We start from the raw sequence: 17,219 nt of genomic DNA, 5'->3' as shown, positions 1-17,219 counted from the left end.
TCCCATGGCCAAGGAGGGCTCGCCACTAAGTAATCACGCGTTGACTTGGCTCCGGGGTGGGGCTACGTTACCAAGTAATCGCTTGATGACTAACGGGGCCGTGGGAAAGGGATATCGACGGTGCCTCAGCAAGCTCTTCTCGTCATGGACGTCCAGCAGGTAGTCATCGACCGGTTCGCCGACGACGACTACCTGCCGCGCCTCGGCAAGGCGATCGACGCCGCCCGCGCGAGCGGCGTCCCGGTGATCTACGTGGTCGTCGGCTTCCGCCCCGGATACCCGGAGATCAGCCCCCGCAACAAACTGTTCGGCGCCCTGGCGAGCCGCGCGGGCGGTCTGGCCGGCGCCGACAGGACCACGCAGGTGCACCCCGACGTGGCGCCCGCACCCGGCGAGACCGTCGTCACCAAGCGACGCGTCAGCGCCTTCGCCGGCAGCGACCTCGACCTGGTGCTGCGCGCCGGCGAGATCGATCACCTCGTCCTCACCGGCATCGCCACCAGCGGTGTCGTGCTGTCCACCCTGCGCCAGGCCGCCGACCTCGACTTCGAGCTCACCGTCCTGTCCGACGCCTGCCTCGACTCCGACCCGGAAGTCCACCGGGTGCTCACCGAGAAGGTGTTCCCCAACCAGGCGGAGGTCACGACCGTGGACACGTGGGCGGCGACGCTCTGACGCCTGCCTTCTACGGCGTCCTCGCCGTCAGCGGGTGGCCGGGTGGGGCAGGTCGTGGACCTCCAGACTGATCAGCTGTTCCGAGGTCGGGGCGGTGAGTTCGGCCACCCGCTGGGCCTGGCGTTCGGTCATCTCCTGGAATATCTGGCGGGCCGAGCGGCCGTTGCCGAAGCCCTCGCCCCGGGGCATGGCCTGGAAGAGGGCGAAGAGTTCGGTGCGCGCCGTGGGCGTCAGCTCGTAGCGGTGCTGACCGGCCTGGTACTCCACGATCGAGACCAGCTCGGCCGACTCGTAGTCCTCGAAGAGGAGGGTGCGGCCGAAACGGGAGGCGAGACCCGGGTTGGAGCCGATGAAGCGGTGCATGTCACCGGGGTAGCCGGCGGCGATGACCACGACGTCGTCGCGGTGGTCCTCCATCAGCTTCACCAGGGTCGCCACGGCCTCGGTGCCGAAGTCGTTGCCCGCCAGCGCCGGAGCCAGTGAGTAGGCCTCGTCTATGAAGAGCACACCACCCAGCGCACGGGTGAAGGCGGCGGTGGTCTTCGGGCCGGTGTGGCCGACGTACTCGCCCACCAGCGCCGTCCGGTCGACCTCGACCAGATGGCCCCGGCGCAGCAGTCCGAGGGCCTTGAGGAGACGGCCGTAGAGGCGGGCCACGGTGGTCTTGCCGGTGCCGGGGTTGCCGGCGAACACCAGGTGGCGGCTGAGCGGCGGGGCCGGCAGCCCGGCCTCCTCGCGGCGGCGGACCGTCTGCATGAGCTTGACGAGCGAGCCGACGTCCTGCTTGACGCGGTCCAGTCCGACCAGCTCGTGGAGTTCGCCGAGCAGGTCCTCCAGGTTCTCCTCCTCCGGCTCCTCCGCGTCGTCGGCGGCGGACTTCGCGGTCCTGGCGGAGGGCGCCGTCCCGGGGGTGCCGTTCGCCGGGGCCGCGGCCGGGCTGCCGAAGGTCAGCGGGGTGCCGTCGGCCGTACAGTCCTCCAGGACCGGCTTGGCGCCCTCGTCGGTGCCGAGCGCCTCCGCGCAGTCACTGATCCGGCAGTGCCGGAACACGGGATCGGCCCCCGCGGCCACATGCAGGGCGGGGAAGCCGGCCCGGGTGACGTCGAGCCCGGTGAACGTGCCGCCCGCGCCCTCCGCCAGGAACACCCCGTTCTTGCCCGGCCGGTCGATGTGCAGCCCGGTCATCTCCGGCCTTGCGCCGGTCCAGACGACGGCACCGGAGCCCGCGCAGTTCTCGACCCAGCCGCCGTTCACCGTCGCCTCGGCGCCCTCGTCGACCACCAGCCCGGCCGCCCCGGCGCCGCTGATCCGGATCCCGGTGAGGGAGGCGGCGGCGCCCTTGGCGACCTGGACGCCGATCTCCTTCGTGCCGGTCACCGCGGAGTCGGCGACCGTGCTGCCGGTGGGCGAGCCGATGCCGATCCCGGCGGCGGTCCCGGAGACCCGGCAGCCGGTGAGCGTCGCCGCCGCCCGCTCCAGGATGCTGACCCCGGTCATCGCGACGTCGATGATCCCGCAGTCGGTCAGCTCGATCCGGGCCTCGCCCGTGGCATGCACACCGTGCTCGGAGCCGCCGCGCACCCGGCAGTCGGCGAGCCGTCCCACGGCCGTACCGGCCAGATGGACCGCGCTGAAGGCACTGCGGTCGATCCGGCAGTCGGCCAGATCGGCCTCGCCCGCACCCGTCACCAGCAGCCCGTTGGCCCCCGCGTCGGCCACCGAACAGCCGGACGCGCTGAGACGCGCGGTCTCCTGCACCACCAGTCCGCTGGCGGCCGCACCACGGATCCGGCAGTCGGTCAGCTCCGCACGCGCCGACCCGGTCAGATGCACCCCCGCCGCCCCGGGCGTCTCGATGCGCGACTCCCCGGCCGTGGCCTCGGTGGCGTCCTCGAGGAGCAGCCCCGCCCGGCCGCTCCCGGCCAGCACCGAGTCGGTCAGCCGCAGCCGGGACCGGCCGCGCAGCCGTACCCCGGACCCGGTCGTGCGCTCCAGGCGCAACCGTACGGCGTCCAGGCTCGCGGTGCCCGACAGCACCACACCGGTTCCGTCGACACCGGTGACCGCCGTGTCCTCCAGACGCGCCCGGACACTCCCCGACAGATGCAGACCGGCCAGCCGGGCGCCCTCGAGACGGCAGCGCCGCAGCACGACCGCCGTCGTACCGCCCTCCTCGTCGTCCGAGCCCTTCACCTGCACCCGGCCGCCCTCCACCGAGCACTCCTCCAGGACCAGACCGGCCCCGGGCGACACGCTCACGGCGGGCAGGCCCGCGTCCGATCCCCACACGGTGATGTTGTGCAGGGCGCAGTCCGGTCCCTCCACGGTCACCGCGGGCACCTCCCCGGGCGGCGCCGCGATCACGACGCTGCCCCGGCCGTGCTCCGCGGTGACCACCACGGGCCGGTCGAGCACCAGGTTCTCGGTCCAGGTGCCGGGGGCGATCACCACCAGATCGCCGGGCGAGGCGGCGCGTATCGCCTCGCCGATGGTCCGGTACGCGCCCCGGCCGCCCTGACCCTTGGGCGCCACGGTGTGACGGGTGGTCATCTACGTTCCTCAGTCCTCGGTGATCGCCGCTGTCTGGATCACGGTGCCTGGTAATAGGTGGGATTGATGCTCGCACGATAGGCAGTGGTCAGGTAAAGCGACTGGATCGACTTCTCGAAGATCTTGAAGGGTAGCTGGATCCAGAAGTCGGCGAAGCCCTGCCGGTGGAAGAGCCTGCTGCCCGCGCTCATCACGAAGACGTTCTTGACGAGTCCGGTGGTGGCGGCCGTGGTGACGGAGGCGGCGGCGTTGATCCCGCCCTCCCAGACCGCGTCCCCGCCGTGCAGCTTCACGGTCTGGCCGTCGGCGTTGGTCACGCCCCACACGGCCGCGTTCATGCTGCCGTTGACCCAGCCGGAGAGCGCGCTGCTGACGGCGCCGAAGGAGAAGTCGTAGATGCCTCCGCGCCAGCGGGTCGGCGTCTCGTTGCCCGCCCACTCGTTGACCCAGGTCTTGTCGTGGTTCATCGGGCGCCGGGTCCACGGCTTGCCGCCGTCGACGTTGGCGAGACCCGCCTTGAACTGGCCGAGCTTCTCGAACCCGAGGGCCCGGTTCTCGTGCACCGCGGTGCTCAGACCGGTCTTGACGGTGGCGCCGACCGCCGCGTTGGCGAACGACTTGAGCGCGTCCTTGCCGGTGAACGGCTTGTTCTGGACGGCGGCCACGATCCCGTTGACGGCGAGGTTCGCACCGAACTCCAGGATGAACTCCTGACCGAACTCCAGCGCCGCCTTCTTGGCCACGCTCTGCCAGTACGGCTCGTAACGTGCCTCGCGCAGCGCTGCGTCGCCGCCCGCCGGCACCTGGGTGCCGGACCAAGGCATGCGCTGGGCCTCACGAGTCGTACGGCCCCAGCCGCGGATCTCGGTGAGCGGGCCCCGGAAGTCGTACTCGTTGCCGACCAGCCGCCAGCGGTTGAAGGTGTCCCGCTCGAACACCAGGCCGTTGTCGGTGCGCTGGCCGACCAGATCGCCGTTCCTGTTGTAGCGGTTCCACTGGCCGCGCCAGGCGTCGGTCTCCAGGAACCCGCTGCCTTCGGCCTTGCGTTCCCGGACCACGCTGCCGTGGTCGTACTCCTTCCAGACCGAATGGGCCGGGGTGTTCGGGGTGACGGTGGTGGTGTACGTCCGCACGCGCAGCGGACCGCCGTTGTGCGGCGGGGTCTCGCGCAGAAGGGTGGGCCGGGCCTGGCCGGGGACATCCAGTTCGTCACGGAAATGGTGGGCGCCGTTCGTCCACTGGTCCTGCCAGGCGCGGCCGTTCCACCAGCGGCGGACCTGGTTGCCGTTGCCCACGTCGATGGGCGTGCCGTTGCGTTCGTGGGCACCGGCGTGCCAGTCTCCCTGGTTGTCCCGCCAGGCGTCGACATAGCGGCCCGAGTCGAGCATCCGGCGCTCGCGGATCAGCTCCCCGCCCGCGTCGTAGTCCCGGTAGGAATCGTCCCAGGGCAGCCGGGAGTCGCCGGAGCCGCGGAAGAACTCCCGTCGGCCGGACCCGACTTCGGCGCCCTGGGCGTCCAGCTCACGCCAGGTCCAGCGGCCGGAGTCGGCGCGGCCGGAACCCTGGACCACATGACCGGCGGTGCCGTCCGGGTTGGCGTGACTCAGCCCTACGAGGTTGCCGTGCGGGTCCCGGTCCACCCAGGTGCGGTGACCGGTGAACTCCCGGACGACCCCGCCGGGGCGGCCCTCACGAGCCACGTGGGGGGCGCCGTGGGCGTCCTGGTAGGTGTCCCGCCAGAGCGCGCCGTCCGGGTCGTTCCGCACCTGGACGCGGTAGCCCCGGCGGCCGCCGGACTCCGACCAGGCGTGGGCGGTGACACCGGGGGGCGGCTGGTGGGCCGGGGCCTGGGCGTGGTCGCCGACCTTCAGGGTGCTGCCGTCGTGCAGCTTGCCGCTGAAGCGGGCGAAACCTCCGTCGGCCGCCAGGTCGAGGGCGCTGCCGTCCATGCCGACGTACCGCACCCCGGAGGTGGTGGTACCGTCGCCCGCCTCCTTGGTCCAGGTGAACAGCTGGTAGGTGTTGTCGCCCTGGACATGGGCGTACGGGGGCCGGGTGTGCTCGGCGCCGGCCAGCCAGCGGGTGCGGACCCAGGTGGGCGGGCGCTGCTCGCGCCAGCGGCCGGTGGTCAGGAAGCCGTCGCCGAAGGTTTCGTGCTTGCCGACCTCCTTGCCGTGCGGGGAGTGCCGCTCCCACGTGCCGCGCAGTGTGCCGTCGGAGCCCATCGCGTGCTCCTGGTACTGTCCGGCCCGCTCGGGCCACTCGGCCATGCCCCACTGGCGCTGGGCGATGTCACCGCCGGCGGTGCGGTCGGTCCAGCCGCTGCCGATACGGTCACGGGTCCGGGGACCGGAGGCGATTTCCTTGCCCGCGCCGTCGTAACGGTGCCAGGTCCAGGTGCCGTTGCCGTTGTCGATCCCGAGGGTGTGGCCGGCCCGGCCGTTGAACTTCTGCAGCCCGTCGCGGTACTCGCGCACAGTACGGCCCCAGCCGTCGGTGTCCCGCCAGCCGGTGCCCGCCGTGTCGTAGTGCCGGCTGCCGGTACCGGCCGGCGTGCCGCTCTCGTCCCAGCGCACCCAGTGGGTACGGGGGTTGGTGCGGGCGAAGGCGATCGTGTCGGTACGGCGGAAGGAGTCGACCACATCGCCGGCCGTACCGGGCAGCACCCGCCGCTCGAAGACCGGTACGTGCGTCTTGGTCGAGCTGAGCAGCCGGATGTGGCCGCTCGCGGCGCCGGAGAGGTCGGCGGTGCCGTGGTGGAAGGAACCCGCGGTCGTCGGCGCCCCGGCCCGGGTGGTCCGCTCCCAGGTGCCCGTGGTGTGGTCGACGACGTACCGGAAGTCCGTGCGCCGCCCGTTGTCGAGCACGTTGAAGCCCTGCCGGACCGGGGTGCCGTCGGCGGCCAGATGCAGGAACTCGCCGTGCCGCGGGCTGTTCGGGTCGTTGAACCCGATCCGCGTGGTGCCGTCCGGCCGCCGCACGGCGTCCCAGTGCGCGAGCCTGCCGCCCGCCGCGTCCTCCAGCCAGGCGCCGGGGTGCGCGGCGGTCGGCGGCTCCACGACGAGGAAGCGTCCGCCGTGGCCCGCGGGCAGCGGGGTGCCGGTGGCCGTGAGCGCGCCCTGGCCGTCGTACCGTGTGAACGACGTGTCGGCCAGGGTGGTCTGGTGGCCGCCGCCGGGCAGCGGGACCGTCTCCTGGACGAAGCGGCCGGTGGTCTGGTCGAAGACCTGGCGCCCGCCGCCGGGTCGCGCGACCTCGATGTGGCCGGCCGGGTCGATGGTGACCGCGCGCGCCGGGTCCGGGGCGAAGGCGTCGTCCAGCCAGCGCGGGGCCGCGCCGAGCGGCCGGTCGAGACGCCCGGCAGGCAGGCCGTCGCGTCCGGTCAGCCGCAGGCCGTCGCCCGCGAAGTCGCCGCCGGGCCCGAAGGTGTGGTGGCCGGTGTCGTGGACGGTACGGAAACCGCCGTTGTTCGGGAGTGTGGTGACCGTGTCGGGCAGCCGGTTGCCGTCCGCGTCGGTGAGATGGTGACCGCCGGACCCGTCGGGCTCGGCGAACCGGCCGCCGCGCTGCCCCCCGGCCGGGTCGGCCAGCGCGGTCGAGGTGCTCACCGGGCGGCCCTCGGCGTCGTACAGCACGGACTCGCCGGTGATGTCGTCGATCGTGCGCGGCCGGTTGCCGCCGACCGCGACCACACGCTGGGGCAGCGGCTGCCCCGCCGCGTCGGTGAGCAGGTGACCCCCCGCGCCGTCCGGTACGACGATCCGGCCGCCGCGCGCGTTCGCCGCCGGGTCGAACAGGGCGAGGCCAGTGTCCTGGTAGCGGCCGTCGGCCGTGAACCTGCTGGTCGCGCCGCCCGTCTCGTCCGTCAGCCGGAAGCCGGTGCCGCCGGGCAGTGCGGTGACGGTCCCGGGCTGCCCGGCGCCGGACGTGTCGGTCAGGGTGAGACGGCCCGTGCCGTCGTCGGCCAGGAACCGCTCCCCGCGCGTGCCCTGCGGGTCGGTGAGCGAGACACCGGTCTCCCGGAGGCGGCCCTGGCCGTCGTGGCGTACGGACACCCCGGTCGTGCCGTCGGTGACCCTGATGCCGTTCCCGTCACCCAGGTCCTGCACCCGCAGGTCCAGACGGTTGCCCGCGAGATCGGTGACATGGACGTCCGCGCCGATGGTGACCCACACCCGGTCGGTTCCGGCGGGGACGCCGTCCCGGCCGGTGAGCTGGACGCCCTCGTCGAGCCGTTGGCCATGGGCGTCGACGCGGTGGGTGACGCCGGTGTCGAGGTGGGTGATCCGCGTCGAGTCGCCGGGCAGGGCGAAGGCGGTCAGACGGTCCGCGCCGGGACCGTTGACCGTCACGGTCCGCGGGCGGCCGTGACCGTTGAGATCCGTGTGCAGGCGCAGCCCCGTCGGGCGGCCGTCGGCCCCGTACAGCGGCATGTCGTTGGCGATCCGGTCGCCGTTCGCGGTGTACGTGTCGACGGTGTCCGACGTTGTGTGCCGGACGTCGAAACCGCCGTCCGGCCGGGCGACGACCGTGCGCGTCGGGTCCGGGTGCAGCTGGTGGTCGACCACCTGCAGCGTCACCGCGTTGTCCTGGCCCACGCTCCGCTCGATGGTCAGGCCGTTCGGCCCGGACACGCCCGAGCTGTTCAGGGTGATCCGATCGACCGCGGGCGGGGCGGTGTCGGGCAGCGGGTCGAACTTGCCCGCGCCGAGCGTCGCGCCGCGGTGGGCGGCCCCCATCTCGATCTCGCGGATCCGGGCCTCGATCTCGGTCGGATGGATACCGAGGTCCTGCAGGTTCTGGTAGGCGGTGCGGAACCGGTCCCGAGCGGAGATCAGTTCGTGACTGAGCTGGACGTCGAAGTCGCTGACAGTCCGTGAGGTGCTGGCTCCGCCCGGCCCGCCGCGCAGATCCTCGACCCGGTTCAGTTCGATCCGGGCGGACGACAGCTCGACCCAGGCCTCGCGGAACGGACGGCCGTCGACGCCCAGGAGCTCGTCGAAGCGCGCGGAATCCTCCGCCCACGGCGTCTCCCCGGCCTGCCGGGAGGGCGCGGCCGGAGCATTGCCGCGGCTCGGCCGGGCGGGTGGGGCGGGGGTGGTGTCGGTGTCGAGGTGGGCGGGTGTGGCGGGGGTGGTGTCGGTGTCGAGGTGGGCGGGTGTGGCGGGGGTGGTGTCGCCGTCCAGGCGGGCGGGTGCCGCCGGGGTCGTGTCGCCGTCCAGCCGGGCCGCTGAGGTGAGGGAGGTGTCACCGGTGTTCCGGAGCGGCGGGGCGCCGTCCAGCAGGCTCAGGGCGTCATTCTGCCGCTGGGCCTGCGCGGACCTGTCCATGCCGTCGAGCATCGCCCGGAGCCTGGCCTGCGTGTACGGGGTCGTGCCGCCTGCTGCGAGGGCGGTACGGGTGCGGCCGGCCAGACCGTCCGCGCCGCCGCCGAATCGCCGGAAGTCGTCGAGCAGACGGTATGCGTTCGCCTCGGCCCGTACCTGGGTCAGCAGTTGTTCCACGCCGGCCCGGCGGACGGACTGCGGACGGTCCCGCAGGAAGCGCTCGGCGGCCCCGGCCAGGTTGTCGAGAGCCTCGGCCCGCCGTGCCGGCTGGTCGGCGGGGACGCGGTGGAAGGCGTCGAGGGCACGGTCGACGTGCTGGATCTGAGAGCGGGCGCGGATGCCGTTCGCACGGTACGTGCTACGGCGGAATGCGGCCCGGTCGAGGAGGTCGGACGCGGCCGGGTGAGCGGCGCCGGGCGCCGTCGTTCCGGTGGTGTCGCCGGTCCGCCGGGGCGGCCTGAGCATGTCGTCCAGGACGGAGTCACCGAGCGGCCGCGCGGACCGGCCGCCCCCGAGCCTGGTGTCGTCCCTCGGGGGCATCGAGGCGAAGTCGCCGTCGTCGCCACGGTGGGGCGCGGCCGAGTGGACGTCGTCGAGGTGTGGTGCGGCCGTGTCGGATTGCGTGAGACGGGGCGGGGTGGTGTCGGTGTCCGCGAGGTGGGGTGTGCGCGTCTCGGTGTCGGCGAGGTGAGGGGTGGTCGTGTCGGTCTCCGTGAGACGGGACGGAGGCGTGCCGGTGTCGAGCGGATGTGGCTGGAAGGTCTCCGTCTCGGTCTCGGTGAGACGGTGCGGTGTCGTGGTGTCGGAGAGGTGCTGCGGCGCGGTCTCCGCGTCGAGGGGGTGCGTGGCGGCGCCGTGGTTCGTGGCGTGCGAGACGGTGGTGTCGCTCTCCTTGACCAGCGGCGGGGCCGTCTCGGGGTCGATGGGATGCGGTGCCGGCGACTGAGTGTCGGTGCCGTGCGGCGCCGGGGACTTGGTGTCGAGGTCGTGGGGTGCCGGGGACGTGGTGTCCGTGTCGGCGTGGTGCGGTGCCGGTGAGTTGGTCTCCAGGCTGTGGGACGGGATGCCGTCGCCGGTGAGCGCGGGGGCCTTGGTGTCGGGGCCCGACTGGGTGTGGGGGAGCTGGGGTTGGGCGTGGGCCGGTGTCGTGTGGACGTCGGTCGCGCCGGACACGGACGGCGCCGCTGTCCTGGTGTCGGCGCTCGGCGGCAGGAACAGTCGGCGGCCGTCGTCCGTGAAGTGGAGGCCGGCGGCGTCACCGTGGACCAGTCCCGCCCTGGACAAGTGCTTGAACGCCTTGTCGAAGGCGGTCCTGCCCAGGTCGACGGCTGCCGTGGTCTGCGTGCCGACCTTGGAGTCCGGCAGGGACCGGAAGCCGTCCGAGTTGGCGAGTGCCCGGACCATCTTCTTCATCTGGTCGGTGATGCCCGGCACAGCCTTGAGCGCGTCCTCGGCCACCTGCGGCAGTTCGCTGAGGTTGGGGCCGTTCGCCCCGGCGGCCGACGAGGAGGTTCCGGCGCCCTGGTTCCTGCCCGGCCTGGGCTGTGTCTGCGCGCCCTCGGGCTTGGCCTGTGGCTTCAGGGCGTCGAGGCGGTTGTTGATGTCCTTGAGGAGCTGCTCGCGCTGGTCGAGCAGGGTCTTCGCCAAGTCCTTGCGTTCGCCGACGGCGGCCGCGTGGAACTCCTGGGTCAGCTTGACCGACTGCTCGGCGTGCGGCTGCGCCTTGTTGAGGTTGTAGCGCAGCGCCTTGTTGTTGCCGCTCTTGACGGCGTTGTCCGCCTGCCGCACCCGGTCCGACGCCTCGTCGAAGGCCTTGCCGGCGGCCCGTGCCGCCGGGTCGACCGTGCCGTCGGCGAGATAGCGTCCGTCGCCGTCCGCGTCATGGACCGCCAGCGGCGACGGCCACTCGCTCGTGGCATGGCTGCCGAGCGGGTTGATGGGCAGCCCCGAGCCGAACTTCGCCTCGGGACGGTACAGCTTGGAGATGACCGATCCCAGCTCCTCCGGATGGGCGGTGTCGGCGAGCAGTCTGAAGACGTCGTCCTTGAAGGCACCCCCGATGAGATGGACCTCGCGCACCACCGACAGGGCGAGCGCCTCCTGCACGTGCTCGCCGTGGAAGACCTCCTGCTCGAAGGAGACCTGTCGAGGCGGGTGGTCGGGGTACTCGTACGTCCAGCGGCCCCGCTTGCCCACTTCGTCGAAGCCGTCGTCGTACTTCGCGCTGCGGACGACGTCGTCGCCGAACTTCAGCTGGTTCATCGTGTCGCGGTCCAGCGGGTGCAGCTGGTCGTGGAGCGAGACCCAGCCGCCCTTCTCCTCCAGGACCTTGGCGTCGAAGACGAGCGTGGTCGGCCCGTACCGGGTCGCCATCGGCTTGTCGCCGACCTCCATACGGAAGAACACGAAGTCGTCGTTGCCCAGGTTGGAGGTGTTCTTCGCCGAACTCTTGCCGGATGCCAGGAACCTGACCCCCCGGCGGGCCAGGTCGCCCTGGGAGGACATCACACCGCTGTTGGCGATGGCGTGGTAGGCCGGAGTGGCGTGCTTGATCCGGTACGGCAGGTCCTGGAGCCTGTCCCGCAGCTCCTGGAACTTCAGTCGGTCCGCCTCCGGCATGTTCTTCAGCAGGCTGTCGACGTCGGCACGCAGGTCCGCGATGTTCTTCTCGGACAGCTTGCGGACGAAGTCGTGCTGTTGGGACCTGGACAGCTTGTCGAAGCTGTCGAAGTCCTCGAACACCTTCCGCCACTGGGCCTCGGTCCCGGGCAGTACCGCCTTCCACTGCTCTCCGCTGTGCAACTCGCCGAACGCCTGGTTCTCGCGGTAGCGCCGCAGGAGGTCCGGAATGCCGCGCCGGACCTGTTCCACCGAGGCGTCGGTGCCGAGGAAGCCCTTGAGTACCAGGTTGTCGCCCGGCTTCACGGTCTGGACGGCGTCGTCGACCAGCTTGGCGAGATGGTGCGCCACGGCGGCGACGGGCGTGTGCTGGTTGCGCAGCGTATAGGTGCCCCCGAAGCGGGCGGCGTCCGTGACATGGCCCTGGAGAGCCGCGTCCAGGTCCTTGGCGGCGTTCTCGAGCCCCTCGGCCAGGCCCTTGAGCTGACTGGGGGGAGTCGTGCCCGCCTTCACCAGGTTCTCGAGCTCGTTGGCGAGCCGCTGGACGGTGACCGACTGGGACTGGATCTCCTCGCCGGTCCGGATGAACTGGTCCGAGCGGACGGGGCCGTCGCCCGCGCCGCGGGAGCCGGCGTCCAGATTCCGTGCGTGGGTCTGCAGTTTCCGGGCCCGGTCGATGTCGCCGGCGCCCGCGAACTGGTCCACGAGCTGGTTCAGTTCACGCTGGGAGAGCATGCGGTTGTCGAGTTCGTGCTGGAGTGCCTCGTCGAGTTCGCGGGTGGCGTCCTTGAACTTCGTGTCCGCCTCGGTCAGGTCCGCGTCGGCCTTCGCGATCTTGTCGGCGTCCTTGCCCAGCTGTGTCTGCGCGATCTCCGCCTGCTGCAGGTCCTTGTGGGCCTTGGTCTGGTCGGCCAGGATCTCGTTCAGCCGCCTGGGCGGTGTCACGGAGGCAACGCCCGTCTCACCGTGGGCGGCGACCGCGGGCGGGGGAGTCGCGTCGTTCGCCGTGGTGACCGTGCCGCCGAGCAGCCGGGGCCGTTCCTTCAGGCTGAGTTGGCGCAGGGCGCCGAGATCGGCCTCCATCCGCACCGGGTCGACGCCGAGTTCGGTCAGGCGGTGGTGGGTCGCGTCGTACCGCTGCTGGGCGATGTCGACGTTCTCACGGGCGCGGATCTCGTCGGGCGTGGGGCCGCGGGAGCTGCCCGCGTGCCCGTTGTCCGGCAGCAGATCCTCGGCCCGGCCCAGGTCGTACCGTGCCTGCACATGGTCCCGCCAGGCCTCGCGGCGGGCCCCGCGCAGCGGGTCGTCCAAGTCGCCGAACAGCGCGTCGACCCGTTCGCCGTCCCGGAACCACGCCTGCTCGATCTCGGCCGGGGTGAGCCGGTCTCCCCGCCCCGGCAACTCCTGGCCGCCACCGGCGCGCGGGGTGTCCGGCCGCGGTGCGGGCCGCGTGCCGGGGGTCGCGTGCACGGTGCCGGGTACGGCGGTCTCCGTGTCCGGGGTGCCTCGGGTCGGGCGCGGGACGGTCGTGTCGGGGTGAAGGGGGGAATGGGGGGTCCCCGGTACGGCCGTTTCCGTGTCGTGCGTGGTGTGGGTGGTGGCCGGGACGCTCGTGTCCGTGTCCGGCGTGGTCCGGGTGGGGCTCGGGACGGTGGTCTCCGGGTGGGAGCCGGTGTGGAGCGGGCTCGGCATCTCCTTGCCCCACGACGCGGGTGTGGGCAGGGAGTTGAGCAGCTCGTTGTTGTGGAGCACATGGCCGCGGAGGTCGGCGGCGAGGTTGTTGAAGCCGGTGCCGCTCCACTCCTTGGTGAAGGTGCGGTCGCCGCCGGTGATCGTGACGGAGACGGCGTTGTCGTCCACCTTGTGGGTGACGGTGATGGTCATCTCGTCCGCGAAACCGGGCCGGCTCACGGTGAACGTCTTCACGTTCGGGCCGTCGCCGCCCTCCCGTACGATCGCGTCGCCGAGACCCTCCCAGCGGCGCATCGCGTCCTGCCCGAAGGCACGGCCGAAGTCCTCGAACGCCTCGCCCGAGTGCAGCCCGGACCACTTCTCGTTGATGAGCCCTTCGAGCTGGGCCTCCGGAATCTGCTCGGCGCGCACCGGGACGACCGTGATGCCGTCCTCGACCCGGGCCGGTCCGGTCCGCACCAGCCGGGTCGGGGAGAGGGTGACCTCCCACTGGTCCTGGTTGAGCGCGAGGGCGTCGTCGGCGGCCTTGTGGTATCCGGGCGGGTAGGCCATGGCGAGCTTGCCGTGGTCGGCGGGTACGTCGATCTCGAAGACGACACGGTTGCTGTTGACGCCGTTCTTCGCCCACTCCGCCTGGAAGGCGCGGTTGTTGGAGGTCGAGGCGGGCAGCCGCTCCACGAACACGTCGGCCTGCGCCGCCCGCGGGTCCATGGACACGCCCCGCCACACGGTCATGCGCTGGTTGGGGCCCTCGAACATCAGGTCACCGGCGACCTTGTTGAACTGCTTGACCTTGCCGACCAGGCCCGGACTGGCCTCCAGGGTGCTGGGGTTGACGAAGCCGCCGTACCCCTTCTTCGAGGTGAAGGCGCCGCCGATGACGCCCTGCATGAACAGCTTCACCTCGTTGTCGGCCGCGGCCTTGCCCATGTGGCCGCGGGCCGCGTGAGCGGCGGCGTCCCAGCTGTCCGCGGCCGAGCCGGTGAGCCCGGCCGGGCGCGGGGGAAGGGTGACGTCCGGCGTGGACGAGCGGAGCAGCTCGCCGGTGGACCGGCTGTACACATGGCTGCCGGTGGTGGACGCGACGACGATCTCGTCCTCGCCGTTGAGCTTCGCGGGCCAGGCGCCCGCGCCGTCGCTCACGGAGTCCACGGACTTGCCCGCGACCTTGACGCTCACCCCGCCGAACGGGCCGTCGCCGAACCGCACGGTCTCCTCGGCCAGGCGGATGCCGCCCAGCCGCTTGAACGTCCAGCTGTGCACCACGGTGCCGCCGACCGCGTCCAGCTGCCGTACGACGAAGCCCGTGCCCTGCTTCTCCACGGTGTACAGGCCCGACTCGACCGCGCCGCCGTGGAGTTCGGGCGTGCCGCCGCGCGGTGCCTTGACCGCGAGTTCGTGGCCGCCGGGGACCTTGACGACGTTGGGGTCCTTGAGGAGTGCGTCGAAGGCGCCGGTGGTGTCGGCGGTGTGGGCGGCCGGCGCGGGGGAGGAGTGGGCCGGCGGCGGGGTGTGGGTCCCGGGCGGGTTCGGGGTGGCGTGGGCCGGCAGGTTCTCGGGGATATGCGCCGCGGTGCCGTTGGCCGAGCCCGCCAGGCCCTTGTCGACGTCCGTGTGTGTGGGCGTACCGGCGAAGGCGGGATTGTCGGTGGCGCGAGCGCTGCGGCCGGTGTCGACGAGATCGAGGGCGGAACGGCCGTGGTTGTCCGGGTTGGGGTGCCCGGCCGCGCCGGTGCCGTTGGGTGCCGGCTCGTGCGGGGCGCGGTGCGCCGTCGGAAGGTTCGGCCTGCCGGGGCCGACCGGGCCGATGTCGAGCCGGTCGGGGGTACCGGTGGCCAAGGAGTTCACCGTGAGCCGGTCGGGAGCCGTGGTGCCCGCCGGGCGCACGGTCAGGCCCTCCGGTGTGACCGGCGCCGCCGGGTTCGGCGCACCGTGCGGCAGCTGCTCGGGCGTGCCGGGGCGCGGGGAGCCGGGCTGGTGGACCAGTTCGTCGAGGTGGAGGCGGGTCTGGTTGGCCGAGAGGGCACTGGTGGTGTGCTCGGCGAAGGTGGTGCCGGCGCCGGGGGTCACGGGGGTGTTCGGCGTGTTGTGGCGGGTGCCCGCCAGCAGGTCGAAGGCCGAGGCTCCGGCGTCGAAGGTGCCCGGCCCGCCGTGCCCGATCCCGGTCGGGGACGGGTGGTTCACGGTGGTGGGGCCGGTGAGCAGGCTGTTGGGCGCGGTCACGTCGTGCGGGGCGCCGGGAGTCGGAGCCGAGTGGAGCGCGGTGTGCGCCACGTCGGTGCCCGGGGTGCCGGTCAGCGTCGTGTGGACGGTGCCGATGCCGGGCGTGCCGGGGGCGTGGACGGCGCCCACGCCCGGGTTGCCGGTGAGCGCGGAGTGCAGGGTGCCCGCGGCCGGGTTGCCGGTGGAAAGGTCACCGAGCGTGGCGGCGACCGGCGGCGGGGTGGCGTGGGTGCCGGTGAACACGGTCGTACCCGGCACATGGGTGCCGTTGTGCGCCCCGCCCGGCAGCAGCACGTCGGCGGTGGACGTCAGGTTCGTGGGCGTCGGGTGCAGCCCGGTGAGCGTGGTGTGGGCAGCGCCGGAGACGCCGGCGACCGGCGTGTTGGTGAGCCCGTGCGTGGCGCCGGGGACACCGGCCGACGCGGGAAGGTGGAGGCCGGAGGGGGTGGTGACGGTCGGCGTGGCACCGACGCTCACCCCGACCTCCGAACGCCCGCCCAGCGTGCCGAAGTTCTCCACGTGGACGTTGCCGAGCTGCACATGGGGCATGTCGACCAGCGCGTCCACCGTGCGCGCCGCGTGCACGCCGAAGTTGCCGCGGTGGGCGATGGCCCCCACGTCCCCCAGGTTCAGGGACGGCGGACGCAGGGTCGAGGTGACGTCCAGATGTGTGCCCGGCAGGTTGAGGTCGAGGTTGCGGAGGCTGTTCTGCCCGGCGCCCGCCCCGAAACGCACCTCGTTCAGCTGGATGCGCGGCATGTCGACCAGGGCGTCGACGGTACGCGGGTCGATGGGGACCGAGCTGATCGTGCGGCCGACGGCGCCGGTGATCGGGGCGCCGAAGACATGCTGGCCGAGTACACCGCGGTCGAAGATGCCGATGCGCAGGGCGTTCCGGAAGCCGTACTGGCCGATCTCCGCCGCGTCCACCGGCAGGAAGATCCGCAGCCACTTGGTGCCGCCGAACTCCTGGCCCACCCAGGTCTTGGTCGCCTGCCAGCCCCGGGAGAACGTCTCGGGCAGTCCGCGCACGAACCCGGGGATCGCCTTGAAGCCCTGCACGATGGTCAGGCTCACGGAGTTGACGCCGTGGCTGATGATGTTGGGCAGGTTGTGGATGCCGTCCAGCACCCACAGGCCGCCCTTGTAGACCCAGGTGCTGCCGAGCCGGACCAGGTCCTTGAGACCGAGCAGCAGGGTGGTGGGGCGGAAGCCGTTGGTGAACAGGTTGCGCAGGGCCTGGAAGGTGCCCCGGGCGATGTTGGCGAAGCCCTTGGCGAAGGCCGTCGTACCGACGCCCTTGATGATCTGGAAGATCGGCAGCGCCTTGGTGGTGGGCGCCAGGATGCCCAGTCCGGCGAGGAAGAGGTCGAGGAAGCTCGCGTTGCCGTTGGCGAAGTCGACGATCGTCTTGATGAAGAGGGTCAGGTTGACGCCCAGGGCGAGCAGCGCGATCGGTCCGCCGAAGATCAGCGCCGGCACGATCAGGATGATCGCCAGCCACTGGAACGCCTCCCAGAAGACCTGGCACTCGGAGATCGGCAGCTGGATGTTGGAGACCCCCGAGATGCTGCTCGCCGCAGCGGAGGCGCCCTCGCCGTGCTCGGTGCCGGCCTGCCGGGCCGTGGACGCGTAGGTCTCGCGGTCCGGGTCGTCCTCGGACAGCCCGCGGCCCGAGTTGAGCGCGCCGTCGGCACGGGACTGGAGGTCGACCAGCTTGTCCGCCCAGGTGCTCAGCGTGGTCGCCGCACTCTCGAAGGACTGCGCCACGTCCTCGATGTGCCCGCGCAGCCGGTCGTTGACCTTGCCGCGCAGGGCGTCGGCGGCCTCGCCGACGAAGACGCTGTCACCGGCGGTGTTCATCACCGCGTCGATCGCCGTGCTGATGCGGCGCGCCTCGGAACCCAGGTGGTTGAGCTCGGTGGACAGCGTCCGGATCTGGTCGGGGTCGCCCGGTGTGGGGTCGCCGTCGAGCCCGATCGCGTTCCAGTCGGTCGGGCGTGGCATACGGGTTCCTCCCGGAAGCTGCGGGGCTCGGGGCGGTTCCTCCCCAACTGACCACGCCACAGCGTCCGCTGCGGTTCACGTGATCTGGGTTACAGCGGCCGTCCCAGGTGAACCGGAGGGGCGTGT

The 17,219-nt window shown here is 72.2% G+C and carries 3 protein-coding genes; 1 reads left to right on the top strand and 2 read right to left on the bottom strand.

Annotated features, from left to right (window positions below; translation table 11 throughout):
- Positions 1–120: 120 nt before the first annotated feature.
- Positions 121–675: a cysteine hydrolase family protein gene (locus tag ABTY98_RS02105; protein ID WP_352218938.1), complete on the top strand. Its 555-nt coding sequence runs from the start codon at positions 121–123 to the stop codon at positions 673–675.
- Positions 676–702: 27 nt separating this feature from the next.
- On the opposite strand, the gene ABTY98_RS02100 is transcribed toward ABTY98_RS02105, so the two are convergent.
- Positions 703–3,225 (bottom strand): right-handed parallel beta-helix repeat-containing protein, encoded by a 2,523-nt coding sequence (locus ABTY98_RS02100; RefSeq protein ID WP_352218937.1) that lies wholly within the window; start codon positions 3,223–3,225, stop codon positions 703–705.
- A 38-nt stretch (positions 3,226–3,263) separates the two neighbouring features.
- The gene (locus ABTY98_RS02095; protein WP_352218936.1) at positions 3,264–17,093 is read right to left on the bottom strand and encodes a hypothetical protein; all 13,830 of its coding nucleotides are present in this window, start codon (positions 17,091–17,093) and stop codon (positions 3,264–3,266) included.
- Positions 17,094–17,219 lie beyond the last annotated feature (126 nt).

The sequence above is a fragment of the Streptomyces sp. NPDC096040 genome (assembly GCF_040303265.1).
Classification (GTDB): Bacteria; Actinomycetota; Actinomycetes; order Streptomycetales; family Streptomycetaceae; genus Streptomyces.
The sequence above is the reverse complement of the archived record's forward strand: the minus strand, read 5'-3'. Positions and strand labels throughout refer to the sequence as shown.